Annotated in this window: 18 protein-coding genes; 8 read left to right on the plus strand and 10 right to left on the minus strand. The window is 67.1% G+C overall.

The genetic code is table 11. The annotated features are described in order from the left end of the window. The first annotated feature begins 77 nt into the window (after nt 1–77). Complete coding sequence (locus EXE42_RS02195; protein ID WP_137705807.1) at nt 78–2,150, plus strand: glycoside hydrolase family 3 protein; 2,073 nt, start codon at nt 78–80, stop codon at nt 2,148–2,150. Between the two features lie 96 nt (nt 2,151–2,246). Then, nucleotides 2,247–3,350: a TrmB family transcriptional regulator gene (locus EXE42_RS02200; protein ID WP_137705808.1), complete on the plus strand. Its 1,104-nt coding sequence runs from the start codon at nt 2,247–2,249 to the stop codon at nt 3,348–3,350. Nucleotides 3,351–3,393: 43 nt separating this feature from the next. Here the strand turns inward: EXE42_RS02200 and EXE42_RS02205 are convergent, their stop codons facing one another. Continuing rightward, nucleotides 3,394–4,332 carry a carbohydrate kinase gene (locus tag EXE42_RS02205; RefSeq protein ID WP_137693235.1) on the minus strand — a complete coding sequence of 313 codons (939 nt, stop codon included), beginning with the start codon at nt 4,330–4,332 and terminating at the stop codon, nt 3,394–3,396. Nucleotides 4,333–4,552: 220 nt separating this feature from the next. Here EXE42_RS02205 and EXE42_RS02210 point away from each other — a divergent pair, with 220 nt between their 5' ends. After that, complete coding sequence (locus EXE42_RS02210; protein WP_137705809.1) at nt 4,553–6,253, plus strand: alpha-glucosidase; 1,701 nt, start codon at nt 4,553–4,555, stop codon at nt 6,251–6,253. A 25-nt stretch (nt 6,254–6,278) separates the two neighbouring features. Here EXE42_RS02210 and EXE42_RS02215 read toward each other — a convergent pair whose 3' ends face one another. The 5 genes from EXE42_RS02215 to EXE42_RS02235 form a co-directional block, all read right to left on the minus strand. Continuing rightward, nucleotides 6,279–7,463, minus strand: coding sequence for an ABC transporter ATP-binding protein (locus tag EXE42_RS02215; protein ID WP_092922949.1), 1,185 nt, complete (start codon nt 7,461–7,463; stop codon nt 6,279–6,281). A 2-nt stretch (nt 7,464–7,465) separates the two neighbouring features. Beyond that, nucleotides 7,466–8,443: a carbohydrate ABC transporter permease gene (locus tag EXE42_RS02220; protein ID WP_092922952.1), complete on the minus strand. Its 978-nt coding sequence runs from the start codon at nt 8,441–8,443 to the stop codon at nt 7,466–7,468. A 1-nt stretch (nt 8,444) separates the two neighbouring features. Next, nucleotides 8,445–9,440, minus strand: coding sequence for a carbohydrate ABC transporter permease (locus tag EXE42_RS02225; protein WP_174549012.1), 996 nt, complete (start codon nt 9,438–9,440; stop codon nt 8,445–8,447). 158 nt (nt 9,441–9,598) lie between these two features. Next, entirely contained in the window at nt 9,599–11,026 is a 1,428-nt protein-coding gene (locus tag EXE42_RS02230) for an extracellular solute-binding protein (protein ID WP_137705810.1), read from the minus strand. 162 nt (nt 11,027–11,188) lie between these two features. Beyond that, a complete protein-coding gene (locus EXE42_RS02235; protein WP_137705811.1) occupies nt 11,189–12,172 on the minus strand; it encodes an aldo/keto reductase in 984 nt (327 codons plus the stop codon). Between the two features lie 131 nt (nt 12,173–12,303). Between EXE42_RS02235 and EXE42_RS18475 the strand changes: the two genes are divergently transcribed. Both EXE42_RS18475 and EXE42_RS02245 read left to right on the plus strand, forming a co-directional pair. Continuing rightward, nucleotides 12,304–13,131, plus strand: coding sequence for a hypothetical protein (locus EXE42_RS18475; RefSeq protein WP_158293687.1), 828 nt, complete (start codon nt 12,304–12,306; stop codon nt 13,129–13,131). Between the two features lie 387 nt (nt 13,132–13,518). Beyond that, on the plus strand, nt 13,519–14,880 hold the full coding sequence (locus EXE42_RS02245; protein ID WP_137705813.1) for a glycoside hydrolase family 68 protein: 1,362 nt from the start codon (nt 13,519–13,521) through the stop codon (nt 14,878–14,880). A gap of 50 nt (nt 14,881–14,930) precedes the next feature. Here the strand turns inward: EXE42_RS02245 and EXE42_RS02250 are convergent, their stop codons facing one another. The 3 genes from EXE42_RS02250 to EXE42_RS02260 form a co-directional block, all read right to left on the minus strand. Then, the gene (locus EXE42_RS02250) at nt 14,931–17,078 is read right to left on the minus strand and encodes a GH32 C-terminal domain-containing protein (RefSeq protein ID WP_137705814.1); all 2,148 of its coding nucleotides are present in this window, start codon (nt 17,076–17,078) and stop codon (nt 14,931–14,933) included. A 141-nt stretch (nt 17,079–17,219) separates the two neighbouring features. Continuing rightward, nucleotides 17,220–17,423: a hypothetical protein gene (locus EXE42_RS02255; RefSeq protein ID WP_092922969.1), complete on the minus strand. Its 204-nt coding sequence runs from the start codon at nt 17,421–17,423 to the stop codon at nt 17,220–17,222. A gap of 202 nt (nt 17,424–17,625) precedes the next feature. Next, nucleotides 17,626–18,720 carry an archaeosine biosynthesis radical SAM protein RaSEA gene (locus EXE42_RS02260; RefSeq protein ID WP_092922972.1) on the minus strand — a complete coding sequence of 365 codons (1,095 nt, stop codon included), beginning with the start codon at nt 18,718–18,720 and terminating at the stop codon, nt 17,626–17,628. Between the two features lie 235 nt (nt 18,721–18,955). Between EXE42_RS02260 and EXE42_RS02265 the strand changes: the two genes are divergently transcribed. Continuing rightward, nucleotides 18,956–20,857: a bifunctional UDP-sugar hydrolase/5'-nucleotidase gene (locus EXE42_RS02265; RefSeq protein WP_137693348.1), complete on the plus strand. Its 1,902-nt coding sequence runs from the start codon at nt 18,956–18,958 to the stop codon at nt 20,855–20,857. 28 nt (nt 20,858–20,885) lie between these two features. Here EXE42_RS02265 and EXE42_RS02270 read toward each other — a convergent pair whose 3' ends face one another. Beyond that, nucleotides 20,886–21,344 (minus strand): VanZ family protein, encoded by a 459-nt coding sequence (locus EXE42_RS02270; protein WP_137693227.1) that lies wholly within the window; start codon nt 21,342–21,344, stop codon nt 20,886–20,888. Between the two features lie 226 nt (nt 21,345–21,570). On the opposite strand from EXE42_RS02270, the gene EXE42_RS02275 reads away from it, so the two are divergent. Both EXE42_RS02275 and EXE42_RS02280 read left to right on the plus strand, forming a co-directional pair. Further along, entirely contained in the window at nt 21,571–22,188 is a 618-nt protein-coding gene (locus EXE42_RS02275) for a bifunctional 2-polyprenyl-6-hydroxyphenol methylase/3-demethylubiquinol 3-O-methyltransferase UbiG (RefSeq protein ID WP_137705815.1), read from the plus strand. Between the two features lie 434 nt (nt 22,189–22,622). Then, entirely contained in the window at nt 22,623–24,554 is a 1,932-nt protein-coding gene (locus tag EXE42_RS02280; RefSeq protein ID WP_092922978.1) for an aldehyde ferredoxin oxidoreductase family protein, read from the plus strand. Nucleotides 24,555–24,623: the final 69 nt, after the last annotated feature.

The following is a 24,623-nucleotide window of genomic DNA, read 5'->3' on the forward strand; positions in this document are numbered from 1 at the left end:
TACTCGTCGGGAGCGGTCCGTCCGTGCGGGGACGACCGGAGAAACACCGAAGGCGATCCGCGGAGAACGTGGTCGCCATGGACGGAGACATCAGCGAGATTACCGGCGGGCTAACGCTCGATGAGAAGCTCCGACTCGTCCACGGCGCCGTCGATCCGGACGGGAAGGCGACGGGGTACCTCCCGGGCGTCGATCGCGTCGGCGTCCCGCCGCTGTCGCTCGTCGACGGGCCGCTCGGCGTCCGAGCGAGCGGAGAGCGCGCGACGGCGTTCCCCGCTTCGGTGGCGCTCGCAGCGTCGTGGCGGCCCTCGCTCGCTCGACGGTTCGGACGAGCGCTCGCCGGGGAGGCGGCCGCCCACGGCCAAGACGTCGTCTTAGCGCCGGGAGTCAACATCGCCCGAGTGCCGCACGGCGGGCGTAACTTCGAATACTACGGCGAGGACCCCTATCTGACCGCGCGAACCGGCGTCGCCGTGATCGACGGCCTCGAGTCGGAAGGCGTCGCCGCGACGGTCAAACACTTCGTCGCGAACAATCAGGAGACGAACCGCTACGACGTCAGCGCGGCGGTCAGCGAGCGAGCGCTCCGCGAGATCTACCTGCCGGCGTTCCGCGCGGCGGTCGAGGAGGCGGACGTGACGTCGGTGATGACCGCCTACAACCGGGTCAACGGGACGCATATGAGCGACCACGGGTACCTCCTCTCGGACGTTCTGAAGGGCGAGTGGGGCTTCGACGGCTTCGTCGTCTCGGACTGGTGGGGCACTCGTAGCACCGTCGCGGCGGCCCGTGCCGGTCTCGACGTCGAAATGCCCGGGATCGACCCCGAGGAGTTCGTCCCCACCGACATCGACGTCGACGACGTTCCCGAGGCGATGCCACCGGTTCCGGACGTTCCGGCGTTGTTCGGTGACCCCCTCCGAGAGGCGGTCGAGTCCGGCGAACTCGACGAGGCCGTCGTCGACGAGAAGGTCGCGCGCGTCCTGCGGGGCACGGCTTCGATCGACCGTTTCGACGAGGAGCCGGCGGGCGAACTCGACGCGGCGGCACACCGGGAACTCGCACGGGAAATCGCCACGGAGGGCGCGGTCCTCCTGCGGAACGACGGCACGCTCCCGCTGGGGGACGTCGGTTCACTCGCGGTGATCGGCCCGAACGCGGACCGCGCCAAACTGGGCGGTGGCGGCTCCTCGGAGGTCTCGCCGTTCACCCGGACCTCGCCCGTCGAGGGGCTCGAGGCGAGGGAGGTTTCCGTCACCGTCGAACGCGGGGTCCCCCCCGTCTCGGAGTCGCGGATGTTCGGCGCGGAGTCGGACGAGGAGGGCCCCGATCCGAGCATCGACGACGCAGTCGACGCGGCCGCAGCCGCTGACTGCGCCGTCGTTGTCGTCCAAGACGACGCGACGGAGTTCCGGGACCGCCCGGATCTCGGCCTCCCCGGCCGGCAGGACGATCTGGTCGAAGCGGTTGCCGGTGTCGCCGACCGGACAGTCGTCGTACTCCGGACGAGCGGACCCGTCGAGATGCCGTGGCTGGACGCGGTCGACGCCGTGCTCGAAACGTGGTACCCCGGGCAGGCCGACGGCGACGCGCTCGCCGACCTGCTCTTCGGTGACGCCGAGCCCGGCGGGCGCCTCCCGACGACCTTCGGACGCAGTGCGGCCGACTATCCCGCGAGCGATGAGACGGCGTTCCCCGGGGTCAACGACGTGGCCCGATACGACGAGGGCGTCTTCGTCGGCTATCGGTACTTCGACGAACGCGACGTTCGCCCCGCGTTCCCCTTCGGACACGGCCTCTCTTACACCTCGTTCGCGTACGGGCAGCCGTCGGTGACCGAGGACGGCGACGGATTCGCCGTGGCAGTCCCGGTGGAGAACACGGGGGATCGTCGGGGCAAAACCGTCGTACAGGTGTACGCTCAGAAGGCCGCTGCGCCGGTCCCAACGCCGGAGCGCGAACTCGTCGGGTTCGAGGCGACGACGCTTGAAGCGGGCGAACGGCGGACGCCGGAGGTGTCGGTTGCGCGTTCGGAGTTCGAGTACTACGACGAACAGACCGGCTGGACTCTCGCATCGGGGGAGAACGCGCTCTTCGTCGGCCGCTCTGCGCGTGACATCGTCGCGGAGATCGGCGTCTCAGTCCGATAAGGCGTGGCCGCGGCGCTGGCGGCAGTCGTGAAGCGCCCGCCCACCGGGCCGTTCCGGCACGACAATACTTATTCACTACCTGCGTAAGGGGCGGCTATGGAGACGGACGCTCTGATAAGTACGCTCGAAGACGCGGGCCTGTCGCCGTACCAAGCGGCGGTGTACGTCGCGCTCCTCGATCTGGGGACCGCGTCGGCGACCTCGGTCGCCGACGCGAGCGACATCCCGAATGCGCGCGTCTATGACGTGATTGACGCCTTAGCCGAACGAGAGTACATCGAGAAGTACGAGCAGGGCACGCTCAAAGCGCGGGCACACAGCCCTGCCGTGGTGCTCGACGACCTCCGAGACAGGGCCGATCGACTCGAATCGGCGGCCGACGAAATCGAAGACCGGTGGGAACAGCCGCCGCTCGAAAAATCCACGGCCAGCATCGTCAAGCAGTTCCAGACGGTCATCGACCGCGCGCGGCTGTTTATCGAACAGGCGGAGACACGCGTGTACGTCTCCGTGACGCCCGAACAGCTCGAACAGCTCCGTGAACCGCTGAAACGGGCACACGAGCGCGGCGTCGCCGTCCACGTACTCGTCTACACGGAATCGGCCGGCGATCCGCCGACGGCCGAATCGGTGTCCGGAATCTGTCACGAGGCTCGGTACCGCGGACTTCCGGCCCCGTTCGTCGCGTCGGTCGACCGACAGAGCGCCTGCTTTTCCCACCACCCGGACGCGGTCAACCAGTACGGCGTCCTCGTCAACGATGAGGAGTACACCTTCGTCTTCCACTGGTTCTTTATGACGTGTCTATGGGCGCACGGAACGCCGATATATTCCGAGCGGCAGGAGACCCTGCCGATCGAGTACGTCGATATCCGGCAGTTCATACGCGAGGCACGACCGCTGTTCGAGTCCGAGGCGACGGTGACGGTCCGGGTCGAAGGGACCAATCTCGCCACCGGCGAACCGCGGACGGTCACGGGCACCGTCGAGGGCGTCCAGTCCGTCGTGGGGGGTGAAGAATCGGATCCGCAGATCGCCGGACAGGTGACGCTGATCGTCGATACCGGTCACGAACGGGTCCGTATCGGCGGATGGAACGCCGTGGTCGAAGACGTGGAGGCGACGCGGATCGTCGTTACCGACGTCGCGGACGTCGATAGCTATCCGTCGTTGCGCGCGGGGACGGAACCCGCCGAGTGATCACGAACCACGAGCGTTCCGCGGACCCGCTGCCCGGAACGGGTCACGACCCGTCGCGTACGTTCGCGACGGTCCGCCGGTCGGGGAGCGCAGCCATCGCGCCGCGGCGCGTCGTCGACGCGGCGGCGACCGCGTTGGCAAACGCGAGGATGGCGTTCGGTTCGTCGCCGGCGACGAGCCCCGCGACCGCCCCCGCGGCGAAGGCGTCACCGGCGCCGGTCGTATCGACGACGTCGTCGACGTCGTATCCGGGGTGGTGCCACTCACCGGCCCCCCATCGGGCGTTGCTGTCGGTGATCAGACGCGCGCCGGAACTCCCCTCGGTCAGGAGGATCGCGTCCGGTCCGGCCGCGAGGATGTCCGGTGGCGTCGTCGGGAGGCCGGCCCCCTCGAGGTCCTCGCGGGTGGCCTTGAGAACGTCCGTCTCGGAGAGCATCCGCTCGATCGTGGGTGTCGGCTCCGTCTCCCACAGTTCGGGGCGAACGTTCGGATCGAAAACGACGCGGCAGCCGCGGTCGCGGGCCCGCTCGACGAGATCGAAGGTCGCTGACCGCGCCGGCTCGACGGTCAGAGTGACGCCTCCCACGACGACGATATCGACTGACTCGAGGGTGTCGTCGCCGACGACGCTCGTGTCGAGGTGTCTGTCCGCCGTGTTCGAGCGATAAAAGGTGAACTCTCGATCGGCGTCGGGACCGTGCGAGACGAACGCCAGCGCCGTCCGGCTGTCCGGAACCTCCGTGACGAAGTCGTCCGGAACGCCCTCGCGGTCGAGCACCCGCGCGAGATGCGAGCCGAACGGGTCGTCGGCGAGCGCGGTACAGAACCACGGCGTCCGGTCGAGCCGCGCCAGCCCGACCGCCACGTTGGCCGGCGCTCCGCCCGCTCGCTTGGAGAACGACTCCACGTCCGCGAGCGGTCCGGGGCGGTCAGGAATGAAATCGATCAGGGTCTCGCCGGCGACAAGGACGTCACGCGTCATGCGCCACCATACTCGGAGTCAGGAGTATGAAAATAATAAAAATTCGGGCACGGTCGCGATCGGGACGGTCCGGGGGCGCTCCCCCCGCGACCGGTATGTTTTTACAAATATACTCGGATGTGAGTTGTATGTGTTCTCTCCGACGTCGCACCGTCGACCACACGCCGGCTTCGCGCGAGGAGCGATCCACACCGAGTCATCGCGGCGCGTCTCCCCGCCGATGACCTCCGGAGGGGACGCCGCAGACCCGGATCGGTCCTGGTGGAAGGAGAGCGTCGTCTACCAGATCTACCCGCGGAGCTTCAACGATTTTGACGGCGACGGGATCGGCGACCTCCGTGGGATCACGCAGAAGGCCGACTACCTCGACGAGCTGGGAATCGACGTCGTCTGGCTCTGTCCGGTGTACGACTCGCCGCAGGAGGACAACGGCTATGACATTCGAGACTACCGCGCGATCGACCCGGAGTTCGGCACGATGGCCGACTGGGAAGCGCTTCGAGACGCGCTTCACGACCGCGACGTCCGCCTCGTGATGGACCTCGTCGTCAACCACACTTCCGCGGAACACGAGTGGTTCCGGCGGTCGCGACGCGAGGAAGCGGGGTACGAGGACTACTACCACTGGGTGGAGGGCTCCCCCGACGAACCGCCGAACAACTGGGAGTCGTTCTTCGGCGGCTCGGCGTGGAGCTACGACGAGACCCGCGGCGCGTGGTACCTCCACCTTTTCCACGGGAACCAGCCGGACCTGAACTGGCGGAACCCTCGGGTCCGCGAGTCCGTCACGGAGCTGATCCGGTGGTGGCTGGACAAGGACGTCGACGGCTTCCGGATGGACGCCCTGAACCTCCTCTCGAAGCCGGCGTGGTATCCCGACGGCGACGTCGTCGGCGAGGAACAGTTCTTCAACGGGCCGCGGCTGGAGGAGTACCTCAGCGAGATCGTCGAGACGACGTCCGGACGCGACGCGATGACCGTCGCCGAGATGTCGCACACGGACGTCGACACCGCGGCGAGCTACCTCGGCGACGACGGGGTCGGGCTGGGGATGCTCTTCCAGTCGGCGCACATGGAGGTCGACGCCGGCCCGGACGGGATCTGGGACCCGAGCGGCCCGCGGGAGTTCGATCTGCCGACGTTCAAGCGCGTGATGGACCGCTGGCAGGAGGGGCTGCGGGGCCGCGGGTGGAACGCCGTCTTCCTCGGGAACCACGACCAGCCGCGGATCGTCTCCCGGTTCGGCGACGACGGCGAGTACCGACGGGAGAGCGCGACGCTCCTGGCGACGTTCCTGCTGACCCTGAGTGGCACGCCGTACGTGTACCAGGGCGACGAGATCGGGATGACGAACGCGGCGTTCGAGAGCCTGGACGAGATCGACGACGTCGAGACGATCGGGGCGGTCGAGGCGCTCACCCGCCGCGACGGCGTCGACTCCTTCGCGGACGTCGCGCACCTCGTGAACTACTGGAGCCGGGACCACGCCCGGACGCCGATGCAGTGGTCCGACGAGGCGCACGCCGGCTTCACGGACGGCGACCCGTGGTTCCCGGTGAACGACAACTACGGCGAGATCAACGTCGAGAAAGAGCGGAGCCGCGAGGACTCCGTCTGGCACTACTACCGCCGACTGATCGAGCTCAGACACGATACGGACGCCCTCGTGTACGGCGAGTACGACCTCCTCCTGCCGGACCACCCCAGCGTCTACGCGTACACCCGAACCCTCGGCGGCGACCGCCTGTTGGTCGTGCTCAACTGGTCCGACGCCGCCGCAACTTTCGAACCGGAAGCGATCGAACCGGAAGCGATCGAACCGGCCGACGTCGAGACGCTCGCGGGGAACTACGACGAGTCGCCGACCGACCCGATGAGCAGTGCGTTCCGGCCGTACGAGGCCGCCGTGTACCAAATCTGAAAAGAGTCGGCGACGGGCGAGCGGCTCAGTCGGCTTGGACGCCGTCGTCGACGGCTTCGACGTTCGCGTCTGCGACGACGCCGTGCGAGATCGCGTCGCCGGTCCTGTCGTCGAACAGGTGAATCTGCGCGCGGTCGAAGACGATCTCGACGTCCTCGTCCTCGCCGATGTCGGTCGCCGGGTCGACGCTCATCAGCAGCCCCTGTCGCTCCTCGAAGTCGGCCGCTTCCCCGCCGTCGTCGGGATCGAGAATCGGCTTCAGGTAGACGAAGATCTCGTCGCCCATCGGCTCGAGCACGTCCGTCTCGACCGCGAACGTTGCGCTCGGGTCCCTGGCCTCGGCGCTATTGGTCGTGAGGTAGAGGTCCTCCGGACGGATGCCGACGTCTACCGCGTCGCCGCTCGCCACGCCGTCGATCGCCGTGGCGTCGAAGGAGATGGAGTAGCCGTTCGCGTCGAGCGTGTCGTCGCCGACGGTGGCGTCGAAGAAGTTCATCGAGGGCGACCCGATGAAACCGGCGACGAACCTGTTCGCCGGCTGGTTGTAGCAGGTCAGCGGCGGCGCGATCTGCTGGAGTTCGCCCTTGTTGAGCACGGCGATGCGGTCCGACATCGTCATCGCTTCCGCCTGGTTGTGCGTGACGTAGATGATCGTCGTGTCTAACTGCTTGTGGAGCCGCTGTAGCTCGGTCCGCATGTTGACGCGCAGCTTGGCGTCCAAGTTCGCCAGCGGCTCGTCCATCAGGAACACCTCCGGGTCGCGAACGATGGCCCGCGCGATCGCGACGCGCTGGCGCTGCCCGCCGGACATCTCGCTCGGCATCCGGTCGAGCATCCCCTCCATCCGGACGATCCGCGCGGCCTCCTCGACGCGCTCGTCCATCTCGTCTTGGGGGAAGCTCCGCAGCCGGAGCCCGAAGGAGATGTTGTCGTACACGTCCATGTGCGGGAACAGCGCGATGTTCTGGAACACCATCGCGATCCCGCGGTCCTTCGGCGGGAGGTTCGTCACCTCTCGGTCGCCGATCAGGATCTCGCCCGAGGTGGGCTTGGTGAGTCCCGCGATCGTTTCGAGCGTCGTGGACTTCCCGCAGCCCGACGGACCGACGAGGCAGATGAACTCGCCGTCGTTCAGGTCGAGGTTCATGTTGTCGACCGCCGTTACGTCGTCGTACTGTTTCGTGACGTCCGTGAGTTTGACTCGTGACATGGTTACTCCTTGAGGGCACCCTGCGTGAGGCCGCTGATGATCTTGTCCTGTGCGATGACGACGAGGATCGCGACCGGGACGATCGCGATCAGGCTCGCCGCCGCTTGGAGGTCGTACCGGACGGTGTACTGCGTCTGGAACGCGAGGACGCCGTCGACCACCGGCGCCCAGTCCGCGGCGCTGTTTCCGGTCATCAGGTACGAGAAGAAGAACTCCGTGTACACCGTGATGAAAGTGAGAATGCCGGCGGTCGCGACGCCGGGCGCCGACAGCGGCATGATCACGCGGAACAGCGCGCCGATCCGGGTCGTCCCCTCGACTCTCGCTGCGTCTTCGAGTCCGTCCGGGATCTGGCCGTAGAACGTGGTCAGTATGAAGATCGCCAACGGCATAGTGAACGCGCTGAGCGGCGTGACGACCGCGGCCGGCGTCCCGTACACCTCCACCGGGAGGGTGAACAGGCCGAGCATCGGGACCTGCTGGTTGAACGCCCGGAACAGCGGGATGAACAGCGTCGCCGGGGGGAAGAAGCTGAGCACCAGAAGCGAGAACAGAAGCGGCGTCTTCCCGCGGAACTCCAGGCGACCGAACGCGTACCCGGCGAGGCTCCCGACGAGGAGCACGAACACCGTCACCGTGAACGCGTAAAACAGGCTGTTGAACATGAACCGCGCGAACGGGACCTGCCGGAACACCTGAACGAACACGGACAGGTCTATGCTCGCCGGAACGAGCGGGATGTCGGGCTGTCCGGGCGGCGCCATCGCGACGTTGAACAGCCAGTACAACGGGAACAGCGACGTGGTCAACAGGACGCCGCCGAGGAACACTAACATCACGGCGTACGCCTTCTCCGGGTTCCTGATCCAGTCGTCCGCCCACCGCGCGACGCGGGACTTGTTCTCCCCGTCGTCACCGGTGTCGTCGCCCGATCCGTCGAACGTTTCCGCGTCGTCGTGGTTGCGTGCGTCGATGCTCATGTCAGGCTAACCCCAGGCTCTGGTTGCTTTGTCGGATGAACAGGAGGTACACCATGATGAACAGCCCCACGACGATGGCGATGAGTACGCTCACGGCGGCCGCGGACCCGTACAGCGTCGCGGAGCCGAACATCAGTTGGGTGACGAGACAGGTCATCGACGGAACCGTCGAACAGCCGACAGAGGTCGATTCGATGATGCCGTACACCCGCAGCGCGCCCATCGTCCGGAACAGCATCGCGACCATCAACACCGGGAACACCAGCGGGAACGTGATGTAGCGGAACCGCTGCCACCGGGAGGCGCCCATCACGTCGGCCACCTCGTAGAGGTCCTGGTTGACGCTCTCCAAGCCCGCGAGGATCAGCAGGGCCATGAACGCCGAGGTCTTCCAGATGTCCGCGACCGTCACGATGACGAAGCTGTCGAACGTCGTGTTGAGGGGAAGCGAAGAGAAGATCCCGAGCTGCTGAAGCGGCTCGGTCAACAGCCCGTAACCGGGTCGGAACAGCAGGAAGAAGATCATCCCCTGGATGACGATGGGGATCGCCCACGGCAGGATGATGAGCAACCGAACGAGCCGCCGCCCCTTGTACTCGGCTTTCATCAGCATGGCGTAGAGGAAGCCGAGCAGCGTCTCGCCCGTGACGCTCAACACGGCGAACAGGATCGTCATGAACAGCGCCTGTTCCAAGATCGGCGTCTGGAACGACGGGTCGATGAACGCCGCCGGTGCCAACGCGTTGCTGTTCGTGAGCAACCGGACGTAGTTTTCCACCCCGACGAACCCTCCCAGGTTACCGCCGGTGATCACGTCCGCGAAAAACGACATCCTGATCGCCGACGCCAGCGGCCAGAACGCGAACAGAAGCAGGACGAGGAACGCCGGCACCAACAGCAGGTACGCGTACGCCTGCTCGCTCAAATTCTCCGTCCGCGTCGCGATCCGTGTCAGTATCCCGTCGGACACCTCCGGGCCCGCCTGTTCAACGGCCATGGTGGCTGACACCTCCCTGTGCGACCGCCCGCTGTTGTGGTACGAACATCGACCACGTGTTTTTATTACGAATATTTATCATTATTGTTTGTTTTACATATCGTTCGAATTCGGTGGACCCGAGACGCCCTCAGGGAGGGACCGTCAGTTGGACTCCGTCACCCCGACTGCTCCTCGATGGCGGAGATCTGCTGTTGCATCGCCGTCGCCGCCTCCTGTGGCGTCTGCTCCTGACGGAGCGCCGCGTTGACCTCGTCGGCGACGATACTACGCTGACTCGGCCACACCGACGTCGTCGGACGGGGGATCAGGTTCTCCGCCGAGTACTGGAGCGCTTCGAAGTACGGTCCGTACGTGTCGCTCTGCTCGACGTAGCTGTACAGCGACGGCTTCGGCGGCATGAAGTTCGCCGTGTCGAACTGGTACTTGAGCACCGAGTCCTCCCACCACGCCTTGATCACTTCCTTCGCGGACGCCATGTTGTCGGTGTAGGGGTTCATCGACATGATCCACCCGCCCTGCGCGTGCCAGGACCCGTTCGGTCCCTTCGGCAGTGGCATCACGCCGAGTTCCATGTCCGTCCCTTCGAAGGCGGTCAAGGCCCCGCCGATGGAGTAGGTCCAGTTGCGCTGGGTGACCGCGCTGCCGTCCTCGAAGACGCTCTTCGTGTCCGGTTCGGCCCAGCCGGCAACCTCCTGGGGCGAGATGCTCGCGATATCCATCGGGGCGCTGCCCGTGCCGTGGATGGTGTCGACCGCGGCCTCGATCCCGTCGATGGACTCCTCCGAATCGAGGGTGACGGGCCGGTCACCGATCGGCCCGAAGAGGTTGTCCCGGCCGCCGAAGAAGGCGCCGCCCATGCTCGTGAGGAACTCGTTGAACGTACAACACGCCAGCCCGGCGTAGTTGTTCCCCTGCCAGAGGTGACCGTACTCGACGTCGGCCCCGCCCATGGCCTCGGTGACGATCTGTGAGAACTCGCCCCACGTCGGCGGGTCTCCCCGCCACGTATCGAAGTCCGAGTCGCCGTAGCCCGCGTCCCGGAGCAGGTCCTTGCGGTACGTGATCGTCGGGAAGTCGGGGAACACCGGGACCGAGTACAGGTCGCCGGTCTCCGGGTGTGTCCCCGTGTTGAGCATCGACTGGACGCCCTCCTCTTTGACCCGGGAGATGAACGCGTCGTCCATCTCCTGTTCGAGGTTGACCAGGTCGCCGCGGACGATGAACGGGATCGTCCACCCGTTGTCGGTCAACACCAGGTCCGGGTTGGACTCCTCCGCGTTGATCGCGGTCCGGAGCTGCTGCTGTTTGCTGCCGGTGTCTTGGGGGGGCCGAGTCATCTCGATGGTGATCGAGTCGGGCACGCCCGCCTCGTGCAGGACTTCGGGGAACCCGGCATCCACGAACTGCGGTCCGGAGAAGACCGTGACCGTACCGCCGATCTCCCCGTCGCCCGACGAGCCCGACGAGGTCCCGCCGTTTCCGCCCCCGCCGGAACAGCCCGCGAGACCGGCCGCCCCCACTGCGCCCGTTGCCGCGAGATACTGCCGTCTCGAGACGCCGTTCGGTGTGCTATCTTCTGACATCATCCGGGTATAAGGAACAATCATTAATATAGTTACGGCAGTGTACTACCGGTGTTGTAAATGAGATCTCTCGCGAGAATCGGCGGCAAGCATCGGGGTCCGACCGTCTACCCGACCGCGCGCGAACCCACGCGGGGTACCGGAACGCACCGAGGTCCTCTATCAGTCTTTCCCGAGGGCGGGCCACTGCGGCGTGAGAGGAGCCTCGATCCGCGGCAGCTCCTCGTCGGTCAGCTCGACGCCGAGCGCCCCGACGTTCTCCTCGAGGTGCTCGACGCTCCTCGGTCCGATGATTGGCGCGTCAACGACGTCTTTGTGGAGCAGCCACGCGATACTCACCTGCGCGGGCGTCGCCCCGTTCGCGTCGGCGATGTCGCGGATCTCCTCTAGCACCGCCCAGTTCTCGTCGGTGAACCGCTGTGCGGTGTAGTCGTCGCTCGCTGCCCTCCCCGATTCGGGGTCCTCGCCCCGTGAGTACTTCCCCGTCAGGAACCCGCCCGCGAGCGGGGACCACGGAAGGACGCCGATCCCCTCGGCGGCGCACACCGGTAACACGTTGGCCTCCTCGTGCCTGTCGACGGCGTTGTACTCCGGCTGCATCGAGACGAACCGCTCGCGGTTCTCGACGTCGGCGGCGTACAGCGCCCGAGTGAACTTCCAAGCCGGCATCGTGCTCGCCCCGACGTAGCGGACTACCCCCTCGGTCACGAGGTGATCCAGCGCCGAGAGGACCTCTTCGACGGGCGTGTCGTCGTCCCAGCGGTGGATCTGATAGAGGTCGATGTAGTCGGTCCCGAGCCGGTCGAGCGACGCCTCGGCCTGATCGAGGATATGCTTCCGCGAGAGCCCCTGTCCGTTCGGCCCCTCGCGCATCCGGTTGTACACCTTCGTCGCGATGACCAGCTCCGAGCGGTCGTACCCCTCGATCGCTCGACCGACGATCTCCTCGCTCTCACCTCGCGAGTAGACGTTGGCCGTGTCGAGGAAGTTGATCCCGAGCTCCAACGCACGGTCGATGATCGCCCGGGAATCCGACTCCTCGTGGATCATCCAGGGCGCTTCCGTCCCGAAGTTCATACACCCGAGCGCCAGCCGCGACACCTCCATCCCCGTCTCGCCCAGCGTGGTGTACTCCATCTCGGTCATCGCTCGTGATACCGAAGCGGGCGACAAAAAACTACGCCGAGCGGATCGCGCGGACGACCGTCGGTTCCGACCGCCGACGCCGAACGGTGTCGGCGGAAAGTTGATGCCGTGGTAGCGGGTATCTGGTCGGGATGCCCCCGTCATACAGTTCCGGACTCCGCCGGTCGGAACACACCGGCGACGACCGCTGTTGGCCGTGTACGCTCGTCAACGTCGCGCTCGTCGGTGCCGGTAGTGTGGCGCTCGGAGCCGTCAGCACGCCGGCGATCGGCGTCGCCGCCGCGGTGGGCGGCCTGACGCTGGTCTGGCTCCGGGGGTATCTGATCCCGGGCACGCCGCGGTTCGCCCCCGGGCTGGTCGCCGCCGTCCCCGGTGGAGCGGCGCTCTTCGACGAGCCCCCGGCGGGTGAGAACGGGCCGCCGGACGGGGGCGGGTCGCTGGGCACCGAGAACGCTCCGGGCGACCCCGAGGACCTGCTCGGCCGCCTCGTCGAGAGCGGCGTCCTCGAGGTCGACGGCGACACCGTCGCTCCCACGGCGGCGTTCGACGAACGGTGGCACGCGGAGATGGACCGCCTCCGGGACAGCACCACGGAGGAACTGGCCCGCGCCGCGCTCGCGGTCTCGCCGGCGGCCGAGGCGAGGCCCATCGAAGACGAGTGGGTCGCGCTCTCCCCCGAGGACGCCGGCGTGGTGGACGAGACCTGGCTCAGCCGTCCGGTGGCGATCGCCGAGATCGCCGGCTACCGCGCGGCCGAGTCGTTCCTCTCCGACGACGAGACCCGGCTGGCGGCCGCGCGGACGAATCGGCTGTTCCTCGACTCGTGTCCCGACTGCGGGACCCCGCTGGAACGGGGGACGGACATGTCGTGTTGCGGCGGTCACACCGGTTCCGGGGACGAGCCGTCCGAGACGCTCGTCTGTCGAGAGTGCGAGGCGCGGATATACACCTTCGATTAGTCTCGGCGCGACTGCGCGGACAGGCGCGTCTCGTAGGGGCGCGGATCCAGCGACTTCCCCGGTTCGTCGGCGGTCGAATACCGTCGGTCGGCTTCGTCCTCGCCCTGAAGGGCGAGGCTTTCGCCTCGGGTCTTCCGTAATGCCCGGGACGGCTCCGAGACCGTCGCCGTCCGAGTCGCTGAAGCTCCGCGGGGAGACCTGGTAGACGACGGTCTCGGTCCACCAATTGCGTTCACGCATAGTTGGACTGAAAGTTGTGTTCACTGCCGTCCCGTACTAACCGTTGTGAGAGAGTCGACTTCGAGCCGGGGGAGACCGACGCGTGGCCGCCAACACGCGGACCGGGACGAATAAGTGAATTTGCGACAGATGAGCCCGTAACCCAAAATGACTGAGAACAACGTCGGCGACCGCCGGAACCCGGAGGGCGGGCGCCCGCCGCGGTGGACGAGGTCCCAGGCGATGCGGATCGAACGCACGCCCGAGACCGTGGCGCCGGTCATCGAACCGCCTTCCGAGGATCCCGCCGCGGATCTCCACATCTGGGACACGTGGTTGCTCCGGGACCGCCACGGGGAGATCGCCGAGATCGACGGCTGGCGGGTGCTCTTCTCGCTGACCGCTCCGGAGGAACTGCTCCCGGGAAAGCGCCACGACGTCGCGGAGATCCGCTTCTTTTACTCCCGGAACGGAACCGAGTGGCACGGCGGCGAACCCGTCTTCGAAGCCGAGGCTCTCGGCCAGCGCCAGTGGGCCGGCTCCGCGCTGTACGACGACGGCGACCTGTACCTGTACTACACCGCTGCCGGGGACGAGTCCGTCGACGAACTGAACTACACCCAACGCATCGCGGTCGCCCACGGCGGCCGTTTCGAGGCCGATGACGACGGCGTGTGGAGCGAGGGGCCCTGGACCCACGAGACCATCCTCGAACCCGACGGGAGGTGGTACGAGAGCGAGGACCAGTCGCGCGGGATGATCTACACGTTCCGCGATCCCTGGTTCTTCGAGGATCCGGAGACCGGTGAGACGAACCTCCTGTTCGAGGCGAACACGCCGGTCTCGACCGACAGCGACCGGTGTGACGGCGACGAGGCCCGACAGGAGTTCAACGGGAGCGTCGGCGTCGCCACGTCACACAGCGGCGACCCGCTCGAATGGGAACTCGAACCGCCGCTCCTCGACGGCGTCTGCGTCAACCAGGAACTCGAACGTCCCCACATCGTGATCCACGACGAGCGATACTACCTCTTCTTCTCGAGCCATATGCACACCTTTTCGCCCGACCTTCGCGGTTTCGACGGTCTCTACGGGTTCGTCGCCGACTCGCTCCGCGGGGAGTACGACCCGCTGAACGGCTCCGGGCTGGTCGTGACTAACCCCGCGAGCGTTCCCTTCCAGGCGTACTCCTGGATGGCGTTTCCCTACCGGGACGAGATACTCGTTCAGAGCTTCTACAACTACCGCGAGTTTGCCGGCGATTCGCTCGACGGCATCGCGGACCTCTCCGAATCGGAACAGCGCCACCTGTTCGGCGGGACGCTGAGTCCGACGCTCAGACTCGACGTGGGGGGCGATCGGACGCGTATCCACGGCCGGCTCGCTCACTGGCACATCCCCACGTCGGAAGAGGGCCTCCCGAACACTGACGGGTATCAGCCCCCCGAAGACGTCGGCTCCGACGACGGCTACGACGGCCGGCCGAACTCCCGGATGGACCGGCACCAGACCGGCGGGTACTCACGCTGATCCCGAGGGCGGAAGCCTGCGGCTTCCGTCGTCGGTGACCGACGGGGCGGCTACTGAGACTCCGTGCCGGCCGCCGCCGAGGCGGGTCGCGTCGCGGGCGTGATCGCGGATTCGAGTTCCCGAGCCTCGAAGGCGGAGACGGTCGCTCGTCCGCCTTCAGCCGCCACCGATACTCCCGTGCTGTTCGCGGCGGGATACACCCGGCTGGTCAGGCAGTGCCGGTCGTTGGCGTACAGTTCGATCACGGACCCGTCGAGGAACGCCCGGAGGGACAGCGGCTCGTCGTACGGCGTCACGGGCATCCGCTGGGCGTCCGTCGCGCCGACCCCCTCCCGACTGGACTCCGAGCGGTCGACTATCAGCTCGTTCTCGCGCGTGTATCGGACCGCGGTCCGCTCCTCGCGGTCGGCCGACTCGAACACCGAGAGCTCGAACGCCGAGGCGTCCTCCAGCGACACCTCCAGTTCGATCTCCAGCGTTCGGCCGCCCGCCTCGAGCGCGTGACGGGCCTCGTCGAGGACGGACGGGACCGCGGTCGACAGTCGGCGCTGGCGGAGTCGATCCACCTCCGCGGCGGGCCGTTGCCGGAGTCGCCCGTCCGCACCGAGCGAGAGCACCCGCGGTAGCGACAGGGCTCCGGACCAGCCGGCGTCCCACTGAGCGGCCGTCCCGCGTGTTTCCGGAAGCCACCCCCAGGTCAGATACCGATCGCCGTCCCGGAGCGACTGCGGGGCGTAGAAATCGCCGTGGTCGAGCACGCCCCGGTGGGCGACGTCGAACTCCCCGTCGTCGACCCCACCGATGAAATACACGACGTCCTCGTAGTTGGAGACGTGGAGGAGGGATCGATCGCCGAGATCCAACAGTTCCGGACACTCCCAGACGGCCCCGTGGCCGTCGTCACCGGTCAGCAGGGGGCCTCTGTACTCCCATTCGCGGAGATCCGGTGAGGCGTACAGGAGTGCCGTCCCGCCTCGATCGGAGATGCCGCTGCCGATGACCTGATACCACGTGCCGTCGTCCCGCCAGACCGCGTGGTCGCGGAACTCTATCTCCCAGTGTTCCGTGGACAGTAGATCGAGATCGGAGGGCGGCTCTTCGATGACGGGATTGCCCGGGTCCTTCTCCCAGCTCCGGAGGTCCGGGTCCGCGCTCGTGGCGAGACACGGGAGCTGCCAGCGCCCGTCGCCGCCCGTGTAGAGGATCGTCGGCGTCCCGTCGTCGTCGACCGCACACCCCGACCAACACCCGTCGCGGTCGGGACCGTCCGGCGACGGCGCAAGCGCGATCGGTTCGTCCGTCCAGTGAAGCAGGTCGTCGCTGACGGCGTGACCCCAGTGGATGGCGTTGTGAAACGGCCCCGCGGGGTTGTACTGGTAGAACAGATGATACCGCCCGTTCCAGCGGATCAGCCCGTTCGGATCGTTCAGCCAGTTCGCCGGCGGGGTGAAGTGATAGCGTGGCCGAGCGGGATCGCCCGCGAACGCCTCTCGCATCGCTGACAACTCGTCGGCCGTTTTCGGCCGGGCGGGCTGGTCGCCGCTGCCGGCCGCGGACAGACACCCCGAAGCCAGGTCGGAGCGCGCGTCGGCGACGGACTCGTCCGCGGGCTCGTCGAACGCTAACGGCGCACCGATACCGATGACGCCGCCGCCACGGTCCCACGAAACGACGGTCATTTCGTTCGGCACGTCCCGACCACCGCGGACGGTCGACGCGAGCACCTCGCCGTGCGTCGGCACCGCGCTCTCGTAACGGGCCGTCGGAACCGCTCCCCTGTCGCAGATCGGGATCCGGATCGAATCGAACGCCGCTATCGCGGGATGGTCGTCGTAGAGCGTCCGCCAGAGCACGCCGGTCGGCTCGGCGACGCTCTGGGTCCCGACCACGTCCGGCGCGACGGGATCGATCCCGAGGTCATCGACGGCGCCCATCGCCCGAAGCGTGAGCAGTAGCCCGCCGCCGTCTTCGAGAAAGGCTTCGAAGGCCTCCACGGAACCCGGTGAGAGGACGTCGTCCCCGAGCGGCGCGTCGCGGTGCCACCACAGCACGTCGCATCCGTCCGTCGCCGCGCCGACCTCGGCGGGGGAGACACGCACCGTCTCGAACGACTGCGCCTCTAGCCACGCCAGCGCCGCCCGCTGTTCGTCCGACGGCGCACCGCGACAGACAAATCCGACTCTCGTCCCGTGACCCATTATGACGGATATGATTCAGTCTCGAGTGAAAGTTGTATCGTCTACGGTCAGCAGGGGACGGCGGCCCGATATCGCCGCGACAGGTGGTAATTGGGCCGGATAGACGTGACGGGGCGGGTCGGTCCGCGTGGTCGACGGCGACTAGTCGGCGTGCTGCGGCGCCGGCGCGGACCGCTCGGGTCGGTGGTCGGCCACGTGGCCGCACTCCGGACAGACGACGGTGCGCTCGTCGCCGTCGCTGACGACGAGCCACCCGTCCGACAGGGCGCTCTCGAAGCGACACTCCGCACAGAAGAGGACCGACTTCCCGCGGGAGGGCGGGGAACCGCTGGCGTCTGCGTTCATGTTCGAAGGGAGGGCCCGGAGCTATAAGGGTCTTTTTCGACCTGATCGTTCAGTATGTTCGGGAGTGTCACGCGTACTCGTCACGCGAATCGGGACAAAACGGATCATTCGTTTCTAAAAGTAGAAAAATGGTGATCGGAATTCGGCTGGATCGTTTCCGGTGGATCCGGCTGTTTTCCTCGGCGTTTCCGTCGAACGGGAGCTACCGCGCCAGCGGCATGTTGTAGCTCGTCTCCTCGTCCATCACGTGCTCCCAGGTGGCCTCGCACTCGCAGGACACCTGCTCGAAGACGCTCGGGTCCTGCCGTTTATCGAAGTCCTTGATCGCGGTCTGGACGCGGTCGTCGCACTCGCCGCAGTTGTGCGCGCCGCGGTCGGAGCCGTGGCCGACGGGATCGGAGACGACGATGGCGTCGACGTCGGCGGTCGATTCCAGGACGTGGGCGACCGACCAGAGCCACGGCGGGCGGTAGCCCCCCTCGAAGAACAGCTCGTCGACCATCGTGTACCGCTGGACGTTCGTGGGGTTCATCGAGACGGTGTGGCAGCCGTCGACGTCGGCGCAGCGGCGGATCGAGTCGACCATGTCGGCGGCCGCCTCCGGCTCCGCGAGGAAGGGCGGCTTCATGAGCAGGTACGCCTTGATCCCCACGTCGGCGTCGAACTCGTCGTCCGCGGCGGCCGCCTCGGCGCAGGCGTCCTCGAAGTCTGCGAAGTCGAAGTACTTGTTCACGCAGTCGTGACGGACGCGGTCGGTCGCGGTCTCTAACCCGACCGCCACGTCGGTGGCGATCCCGTGGTCCGCGAAGTCCGCGACCTTCTCGCGGTCGACGAAGTCCGGCAGGGACTCGACGACAATCCGGTCGCGGTCCGCGAACGTCTCCGCGATCGCCCGGCGGGTCTCCGCCGGCACCTCGCGCTCGTCAAGGAAGGAGCCGGACGTGTAGATCTTGATCAGATCGGCCGGCTCGTCGGTCTCCTCGGCCTCGTGGTCGAGACACGCGTCGACCTGCGTCATGAGGTCCTCGTGGGCGACGCTGCCGCCCTCGACCGACTCGGCGACGTAGCCGCACATCGTACAGCCGCCGGCGCGGGCCCACCGGCAGCCGCCGGTGTTCAGGATGATCGTGAGGGAGTTCACGACGCCGTCGGGCGTGTTGTCCTCGTCGATCCAGACGCGGGTGGGCTCCGTCGGGTCGTACGTCTCCGAGCGCTCGGCGCGGATGTCGCGCATCACGGCGTTGTGCGCGTCCATCCCGCGCCCCTGCTCGTACGCCTCGGGGCTCGTCCGGCTCATTGTTGAGAGGAGCGGGCGAGCGCGTAAAGCCGTGTCGTCATCGCGGGGTCGCTCGCCAGCGGGATCCGGCGACTAGGACGCCAGAGCCTCACCCGCGGAACCCGGACCGACCGTTCGGGAAACCTTCTCAAGAGAGATATATTGATAAATACATACCGATTCACAGAAAGATTTTATAAGTATCGCTAAGTCAAAGAAATCGATGTCACGAGACCGTGACTACGGACGGCGTGAGGTGCTGCGTGCGGGTGGAATCGTTCTCGGCGGATCGCTGGTCTCGGGGTCTACGACGGCCGCAGACGACGACGGACCGACGACGCTGACGCTGCTATCGTACAACGACGTTCAGACGGCCGCCGCAGAGGACAAGGACTTCCCGCGGCTGGTGACGCTCATCGAACAGCGCCGGGCGGCGGCCGACGGCCCGGTCGTCGTGGTCGGCGGCGGCGATCAGATCGGCCCGCACGCTCTCAGCCCCATCTCGCAGTGGCGCGCGCCGGTCGACGTACTCAACGGCGTTCAGCCCGACGCGGACGTGATCGGTAACCACGAGTTCGACTACGGGCTCGACGCCATCTCGGACGTCACGGCCGACTCTAAGTTCCCCTGGCTGGCGACGAACCTCGTGGACAGCGAGACCGGCGAGGCCTTCGACGGGACGAAGTCGAATCACATCGTTGAGCGCGGCGGCGTCAGGGTCGGTATCATCGGACTCGCCGACAAGGGCGCGACGACCGGCAAGACGAACATCGACTTCGAGGCAGAGGGAATCACCATCGAGGACTACACCGAGACCGGTCCGGCCGAGGCGAAGCGACTCAGAGAGGAGGAGGGCGTCGATGTCGTCGTCGCGCTCGCGCACACGGGCGTCCCCGACGCTGAGGCGCTCGCCGAGGCCGACACCGACGACGACATCGACGTCCTCGTGGTCGGGGACGACGAAATCGTGTACCGGCCCACGGAACAGAGCGGGACGATCGTCTCGGAGGCGGAGGCACGGGCGAACTACCTCAGCGAGATCGAGCTGACGGTCGAAGACGGGTCGGTGACCTCGTGGGAGGGGGATCTACTCGAGGTCACGGACGACATCGAGAAGGACCCCGACGCCTCGCGGATCATCAACGAGTACCGCGCGGAGGTGAGCCTCGACTCGCCGGTCGTGGAATCGGCGGTGCCACTCGACGCCACGTTCTCCTCGAACTACCACCGCGAGACCAACTACGGCAACCTGATCACCGACGCGATGCGCGAGCGGACCGACGCCGACGTCGCGATCACGAACGCGGGCGGCATCCGCTCGGACTCGGTGTACGGCCCCGGCGAGATTACCGGCGGGGACATCTTCAACACCCTTCCGTTCCCGAACACTGTCGTTTCGCTGGAGCTCACCGGCGAGGAGCTCGTCGAGACGCTGGAGAGCCAGGTCGTCACGCTGGAGAGCGCCACCGGACAGAGCTTCGGCGAGGAGATCTCCCAGCAGACCAGCGGCCTTCGCTTCGAGTGGGTGCCCCACGAGGACGCCGACGAACTGATCCGTGACGTGTACGTCGGCGGCGAGCCGCTCGACCTCGACGAGACGTACGAGGTCGCCGTCAACAGCTTCATCGCCAACGGCGGGAGCGGGTACCCGCTGGAGGACAAGCCCGTGATCGACGACACGGGCGAACTTCAGGCGACGACCGTCGTCGACTACCTAGAACCCCGGGAGACGATCGCGCCGACCGTCGAAGGCCGGATGCAGCGCGTCGACCGAGACCTCCCCGACGCGTCGGTGACCGTCGACGGGAACGGCAAGGTGGTCACGCAGTTCGACGCGCCCGACGACGTCCGGTCGGTCGCCGAGGACACCGTCGCCGTGTGGACGCCGGAGGGTGACCACCTCGACGCGGAGCACGTCGCCTTCGGCGAGGGCGACGAGACCCTCGTCGTCCGTGTCGACGACGGCGACTTGGCGGACACGATCGAAGACGCGGACGACGGCGACGAGATCCCGCTTAACCTCTACGCCGAGTACGAGTCGAGCGAGTTCGACCACATCTACTTCGAGCGCTCTCGGCTCAACGCCGACGTGACGGCGACCGTGCGAGAACGTGGCCGAGGGCGCGGTCGCGGTCGTGTCGGTCCGCCGGGCAACTGACGCCGGCGAGGAGTACACACCGACCCCGCTAGCGATCGCCGTCGCGGTCGTTCGTCGATGACACGCTCCGGCGAACGACCGCGATCACTCCCCCGCCCACCGCCCCGACCGCGTTGACACCGGCGTCGCGCCACGCGAACGAGCGCCACGGGATCGGCGCCTGAACGAGTTCGATCCCGAAGCCGAACGCGACCGCGCCGACCACCGCGAGGACACCCGCGAGCCGCCTCCCTCGCGTCACCGGAACGAGCAGGGCGGCGAGGACCGCGTACCCGACGAGGTGAAACGGATCGGTGAGGCCGACTCCGGCGGGGAGAGCGTCGAGAATCCGGTCGAAAGCGCCTCCGCCTCCCCCGGGCGATTCCAGAGGGACCGGGACCACCGATCCGACGAACAGCGCGAGCGACACCGCGAGCGCTCTCGCTCGGTCGCGTCGGATCTCCCGGTCGCGTCGGGTCGGTCGGCTTCGACCGTTCGGATCGCTCACGCCGTCGGTTCGACTCGCGGGCAATTATGCGTCACGACTCCGGGGAATTCGAAGATCGGGTGGAGACGTCTTCGAAGGCGTCTCTCCCCGACAGACGCCGGCTTCAGCGATACGTCGGTCCACGTCCTGACCGGCCGACGCGAGGCGGCGGGACCGAGAGGGAGATGTCAGTTCTCCGATCGGAGGCTGTCGACGGCGTTTTACATCTTTGCGTCCGTTCACACACGTGGAACCAGACTCCGTCCGAGACACGTGGACGAACCGGGCGGGCGAATACTCACCGGCGTACTACGCCCATTACGGGCCGAACGAGACGAGCGCGGTGATCCGCGAGAGCCTCGACGAGTTCCTCGACCGCGACGCGGCGATCCTCGAACTCGGGTGCGGTTCCGGTCGCCACCTCGAACACTTGGCCGACCACGGCTTCGAGGACCTCTCGGGCGTCGACATCAACGCCGAGGCGTTCGACACGATGCGGGAGACCTACCCCGACCTCGCAGCCGACGGAACCTTCTACTGCGCCCCGGTAGAGGACCTCGTCGGGGAGTTCGACGACGGACAGTTCGACGCGGTCTACTCGGTCGAAACGCTCCAACACCTCCATCCCGACGTCGAGTGGGTGTTCGAGGAGATCGCCCGAATCACCGACGACGTCCTCGTCACGGGCGAGATCGAGGGGCCGGTCCGCGGGTCGTCGTCCGAACCGGACGTGAACTACGTCGACGGCGACACGCCGCTGTACTACCGGGACTGGAGCCGCATCTTCACCTCGCTCGGCCTCGTCGAGGTCGACATCGTCCGGGGCGACAGGGACACCACGCGGACCTTTCGCGCGTCGGGCTAACCGGCCATCTCGGCGGTCCCGATTACCCCGGTTCGGTGACTCCGACGGGGCCGATTACCCCGGTTCGGTGACTCCGACGGGGCCGATTGCCTCGGGTGACGGCGGCGCGCTCGACACGAGACGCCGACCGCGATCGGGCTCGCCGATCAAGCGGATCCGGTCACAGACGGGCGGCTTCGGCGGTCACTCGAGGTCGACCCGTCCCCGATCCGACGCGCCGAGACGGGCACGGTGACCGGAGGCGTTCGGATCGTCTAACCGGCCGGCGGGTCAACGGGTATCGAGTATCGACCGCGTTGAGAACCCGGTGCCGCCCAGGTCGTTCCGCGGCCGAACGTCGCCGCCGACCTCGTCCGATCGCGTAATGGGTATCGGTTTCATCGAGGGGTGAACACATAACACGCTGTGGTCCCTCTATAATGAACGAGCATTACATGACTGAAATGGGCGGCTACAGAGACCGAGTGGCACAAGTCGATCTCGGCGGTGGCGAGGTCAGCTACCGCGGGATCGACGACGAGGACGCGGAGAAGTACATCGGCGCGCGCGGGCTTGGCGTCAAGTACGTCTTCGACAAGGGGCCCGACGTGGACCCGCTGGGACCGGAGAACAGACTCGCGTTCATGACCGGGCCGCTCACGGGGACCCAGACCGTGATGAGCGGCCGGATCGCCTTAGTGACGAAGTCCCCGCTGACGGGGACCGTCACCGACTCGCATCACGGCGGCTGGTCCGGCGCGCGGCTCAAGTGGGCCGGGCTCGACGGTATCCTGCTCGACGGCGAGAGCGACGAGCCGGTCTACCTGTTCGTCGAGGACGGCGACGTCGAGGTACGCGACGCCTCCCACCTCTGGGGCCAGGGCGTCCACGACACGATCGACCAGATCGGCGAGGAGGTCGACGGGAAGGTCGGTCGCAACGTCTCCGTGATGGCGATCGGACAGGGCGGCGAGAACCAGGTGCGGTACGGCTGCGTGATCAACGAGGACGACCGCGCCTCGGGCCGCGGCGGCACCGGCGCCGTGATGGGCGCGAAGAACGTGAAGGCGGTCGTCGTGAAGTCGGGCACCGACATGCCCAAGCCCGCCGACCCCGAGACGTTCCAGGAGGGCTACCAGCAGGCGATGGAGGTCATCCGCGAGTCCGACGTCACCGCGCCCAACGAGGGCGGGCTCTCGATGTACGGGACCAACGTCCTGATGAACGCGACCGAGGAGATGGACGGGCTCCCGACGAAGAACGCGAAGTACACCTCGACGGAGGCGTACAACGAGACCGAGGGCGTCGACATCGAGGCCGAGCGCGTCTCCGGCGAGAACGTCCGCGAGAACATCCTCGTCGACGAGCCGACGTGTCACTCCTGCCCGGTGGCGTGTAAGAAGGAGGTCGAGGTCGACGTCACCCACAAGGGTCAGGACATGAACGTCCGCACGGAGTCGTACGAGTACGAGTCCGCGTGGGCGCTGGGCCCGAACTCGGGTCACTCCGACCGCGACGAGATCGCCGTGATGCTCCAGCGGTGTAACGATCTCGGCATCGACACCATCGAGGCCGGCAACATGATGGCGATGGCGATGGAGATGAGCGAGGAGGGCAAACTCGACGGCGTCGGCCACCTCGACTGGGGCGACTCCGAGACGATGATCGACCTCATCGACGAGATCGGTCACCGCTCGTCGGACCTCGGCGACCTCCTCGCGGAGGGGCCGGAGCGCGTCGCCGACGCGAAGGACGCGCACGGCAACAAGCTCTCCGTGAAGGGCCAGACGATGGCCGCGTACGACCCGCGCTGTATGAAGGGCATGGGGATCGCGTACGCGACCTCCAACCGCGGCGCCTGCCACCTGCGCGGCTACACGCCGGCCGCCGAGATCCTCGGGATCCCGGAGAAGGTCGACCCGTACGAGTGGGAGGGCAAAGGCGAGCTCACCGCCACCTTCCAGAACCTCCACGCGGTGTCGGACTCGTTCGACATCTGTAAGTTCAGCGCGTTCGCGGAGGGGATCGAGGAGTACGTGCTCCAGTACAACGGCATGACCGGCCGCGACCTCTCGGAGGACGACCTCTTCGAGGCCGGCGAGCGCGTCTACAACCTCGAACGCTACTACAACAACCTCGTCGGCTTCGACGGCGCGGACGACACGCTGCCGAACCGGTTCGTCGAGGGGCACCCGGACGCGGTTCCCGGCACGGGTGCCAGCGAGGGCGAACTCGTCGAGCTCGACCAGCTGAAGGCCGAGTACTACGAGACCCGCGACTGGGTCGACGGCGTCGTGCCCGACGAGAAGCTCGGCGAACTCGGCATCGATATCGGGCCCGGAACCGGCGTCTCGTCCGGCGATTCCGCGGCCCCGGCCGACGACTGATCGGTCCTGCGTCGCGGGCGCGACCCGGTTCGCGCTCGCGGCCCATCCGCACGGTCCGTTTATTTTTAA

The sequence above is a fragment of the Halorubrum sp. SP3 genome (genome assembly GCF_005435195.1).
GTDB lineage: Archaea > Halobacteriota > Halobacteria > Halobacteriales > Haloferacaceae > Halorubrum > Halorubrum sodomense.